This window comes from Candidatus Dependentiae bacterium (genome assembly GCA_018897535.1).
Lineage (GTDB): Bacteria > Babelota > Babeliae > Babelales > UASB340 > UASB340.
Genome location: JAHIKO010000016.1, coordinates 1 through 3,976 on the forward strand (window position 1 = coordinate 1; position 3,976 = coordinate 3,976).

Below are 3,976 nucleotides of genomic sequence, written 5' to 3' on the forward strand. Positions count from 1 at the left end.
AAAAATTAATCACCTTTTATATTTATTATTAATCTCTATCAAAATAAAAAATCTAATTTATAATTACTTTTTATTATCAAATAAAATTTATAAATTAGATATTATGAAAAAAATTAATAAAATATTAATCGCCAATAGATCTGAAATTGCTAGCAGAATAATATTTACATGCAAAACGTTGAATATAAAAACAGCTTCTATTTACAGCAAAGAAGACATTAAGCTACAATACATTTATGAATCAGATGAAAATCATGAATTATCAAAATGCGGAGCAAGTGCATATCTTGAACAAGATGAAATTATAAATATTGCTAAAAAATTAAACGCTGATGCAATACATCCCGGATATGGTTTTTTATCTGAAAACTATACTTTTGCTCAAAAAGTAATTGATTCAGGCCTAATCTGGATCGGTCCAAATCCTGAAATTATAAAATCTATGGGCGATAAAATTAATGCAAGAAATTTAATGTTAAGTGCCAATATTCCGGTTATACCCGGTTATTTTATAACACACGCAACAAATCAAAAAGATATAGAAAAAATAGCAAATTTAATAAGTTTTCCGCTAATTCTTAAAGACCCTCTTGGCGGTGGCGGTAAAGCGATAAAAAAAGTGTTTAATTTTGACGAATTAATTCCTGCCATTAATACTGTAAAGTCTGAAAGTTCAAGATTAACAAAATCAAACCAAATTCTTATAGAAAAATATATTGAGAATGGACGTCACATTGAAGTACAAATTGCAGGTGATGGCAAAAATTTTATTCACTTTTATGAAAGAGAATGTTCCATACAAAGACGACATCAAAAAATTATTGAAGAAACTCCATGCAAATTTGTTTCACAACAAATATTAAATAAAATTTATGAAGCTGCCATAAACGCAGCAAAAATTATTTCTTACAAAAATATAGGTACTGTAGAATTTATAGTAACGCCTGATGAAAAATTTTATTTTCTGGAAATTAATACAAGGTTGCAAGTAGAACACAGTATCACCGAAGAAACTACAGGAATTGATTTGGTTGCGCTACAAATAAACTTAGCCCAAAATAATAAATTAAATTTAAATCAAAACGATATTTCCAGAGAAAAGCATGCAATAGAGTGTAGAATTTACTCAGAAGATCCAAATAACAATTTTTTACCAAACACAGGTATTATAAAAAATTTGATGTTGCCACATTTACCATTTGCAAGAATCGATCATAATTTAGAAAACAATCAAGAAATATCAACACTTTTTGATCCAATGATCGCTAAGATAACGTGTTGGGGAAAAGATAGAACAATTGCAATTAAAAACTTATTAACAGTACTAAAACAATTTAATATAGATGGTATATCAAATAATATAAATTTTTTGATAAATATACTTGAAAATAAAAAATTTCAGGCAGGTGAAATAAATACACAATTTGTGGAAAAGTTTATAACTGAAAATCAACCCAATTTTGATAACAAAATAAATATAAATATTAACGAGAATTTAACCGAAGAAGAAATCGCCGCAATATTTTATGAATTAAAAACAAAACAAAATCTTAATAATAAAATTTTGCACGCTATAAATAATTGGAAAGTAAAACAATGGCGATAAGCAAAATATTTATTAATAAAACACAACATAATATACAAATTAATAAACAAAATTCTATAGAAATAAATGGAAAGCAAATCGAAATATTCAAACATTTCGACCATGAAAACAAAATTATAATTAAAATAAACAACACACTATATAATGGATATGTAAAGCAATTGTCTCAATACGAATTTAGTGTTTACATATATAATTTTAAAAAAAAATTTATCATAAGTACTAAAAATAACCTTTTATTAGAACCCGCAAAATTAGATTCTCAAAAAGATTCTTTCCAAGAAAAATTAATCTCACCAATCTCGGGACGAGTTATTAAAATAAATTTTAAAGAAAACGATTTTATCAAAAAAAATCAAACATTATTATCAATAGAATCTATGAAGATGGAGAATGAATTAAAGGCCCATACCGACTGTTTTATTAAAAAAATTCAAATTTCAGAATCAGATTTGGTAAAATCAAATCAAGTATTAATGATTTTTTCAAAAAAGGGAGAAATAAAAAGTGGAACAAAAATTAAATATGAACCAACGGAAGTTCCGAATCGGGGAACTAGCTGATAAATTGGATGTTAAAAAATTTGTAATAAGATTTTGGGAAAAGGAATTTGATCTTAAATCTGACAGATCCGGCGGTGGCCAAAGATTTTATACGCAAGAAGATCTGGATCGTTTTACATATATAAAAGAACTTTTATATGAAAAAAAATTTACGATTCCAGGTGCTAAAAATCAATTAAATAACCTAAAAGAAATCAAACCTGCGATAAAACAAGAGTTTACAAAAACGGAAGCACAAAATAGCTCAAATATAGAGACAAAAGCACTTTTTGAAAAATTAAATATGATTAAAAAACAGCTAGAAATTTTGTATCAAAATTTATAATTCAATCTACCAATAAATGATGTACATAAGCCGGTGGAATATTTGCAAAAATCTTTTTTGATTCAAATTCAAATTGACTCAAAAAATTTGTTGTTGTGGTAATCGTTTGTTCAAAATTATTTTTATCTTGGCCAAATAGAAAAAATAATTTTACTTTAGCCAAAGCAATATACTCAAAATAAGAAATTATGCCACCGGGTAATATTAAACTTCTATATTTGTTCAAAATTTTATGCAAAAAATCTGATGAAAATGAATTAAATGGCAATCCAGAAATTATGTAATCATACCCATAATCTGGCGACCAATCCAATATAGACTCACAGTTAATATTTATATTAGAATTATTTTTAAATTTTTCTTTAAGTATTTTACAAAAATCTTGGTCTAGTTCCACTACATCAAATTGATCGCTGGGCCCAAGTTTTTCTGCAATTTTTGAAGTAATAACTCCCGTTCCGGCTCCAACTTCAAGAATTTTGATTGGACCCTTATCATTATTTATATATTTTGTAATTTCCATAGCTAAAAAACTGGAACTTGGAATTACAGCTCCAACAGATTTTGGTTTTGAAAAAAAAGAACCTATAAAAACGGCAGTTTCTTTAAAAAAAGTTAAATTACAAAAAATACAAACAACAATAACTCCAAATAACACCCATAAAATCCTGGCCTTTTTCATTAAAACCCTCTATTTTAACTAAGTAAGTTAGGTATAAAAATTTAAAGTATAAAAATATATGCTAAACGAAAATAATATAAACGGTTTTTTATTAATAAACAAACCAATAAATTATAGTTCCTATGATTGCATAAGAATTATAAAAAGAATAATTAATAAAAAAATTAAAATAGGACACACCGGAACTCTTGATAATTTTGCTCAAGGATTATTAATAATTGCAATAGGAAGGGAATCAACAAAAAAAATTTCTTTATTCTTAAATGCAGATAAAGAATATATTGCAACAGGAAAACTTGGTGAACTTACAGATACATTGGATCACACCGGTAAAATTATAAAATCAGAAAATTTTAATCAAATTCCAGATATAAAATTAACAGATATAATCAATAATTTTAAAGGCGAATATGCACAAACGCCACCAATTTATTCTGCTTTAAAATTTCAAGGCAAAACGCTCTATAAACTGGCACGAGAAAAGAAGTTAAGCGAACAAGAATTGGAAAAGCTTGCAAACGACAAAAAACGAATTGTTAATATTTATAATATAGAATTATTAGAATATAAACATCCAAATTTTACAATTAAAGTTCATGTATCAAAGGGAACATATATTAGATCACTTATAAATGATATTGCAGAAACGTTAGAAACTCATGCAACATGTTATGAACTTCTAAGAACTAAAATAGGTGATCTTGATATCAATTCAGCTATTAAACTTGAAAATTTAAAGTCTATAGAAGTTCATAACATGTTGCATGAGTTTCTAACGTTTCTGCAATATCACTTATAAG

Annotated in this window: 5 protein-coding genes; 4 read left to right on the plus strand and 1 reads right to left on the minus strand. The window is 26.2% G+C overall.

The window, feature by feature from the left end:
* From KKE07_00810 to KKE07_00820, 3 genes are all read left to right on the plus strand, one after another.
* Window positions 1-1,606 (plus strand): ATP-grasp domain-containing protein (locus tag KKE07_00810; protein ID MBU4269403.1); only part of this gene is annotated, 1,606 nt, incomplete at its 5' end.
* Complete coding sequence (locus KKE07_00815) at window positions 1,597-2,169, plus strand: acetyl-CoA carboxylase biotin carboxyl carrier protein subunit (GenBank protein MBU4269404.1); 573 nt, start codon at window positions 1,597-1,599, stop codon at window positions 2,167-2,169. The genes KKE07_00810 and KKE07_00815, both read left to right, overlap by 10 nt.
* 4 nt (window positions 2,170-2,173) lie before the next feature.
* The gene (locus KKE07_00820) at window positions 2,174-2,494 is read left to right on the plus strand and encodes a MerR family transcriptional regulator (GenBank protein MBU4269405.1); all 321 of its coding nucleotides are present in this window, start codon (window positions 2,174-2,176) and stop codon (window positions 2,492-2,494) included.
* Between the two features lies 1 nt (window position 2,495).
* Here KKE07_00820 and KKE07_00825 read toward each other — a convergent pair whose 3' ends face one another.
* Window positions 2,496-3,176, minus strand: coding sequence for a methyltransferase domain-containing protein (locus KKE07_00825; GenBank protein MBU4269406.1), 681 nt, complete (start codon window positions 3,174-3,176; stop codon window positions 2,496-2,498).
* Window positions 3,177-3,234: 58 nt separating this feature from the next.
* Here KKE07_00825 and truB point away from each other — a divergent pair, with 58 nt between their 5' ends.
* A complete protein-coding gene (gene truB, locus KKE07_00830) occupies window positions 3,235-3,975 on the plus strand; it encodes a tRNA pseudouridine(55) synthase TruB (GenBank protein ID MBU4269407.1) in 741 nt (246 codons plus the stop codon).
* Window position 3,976: the final 1 nt, after the last annotated feature.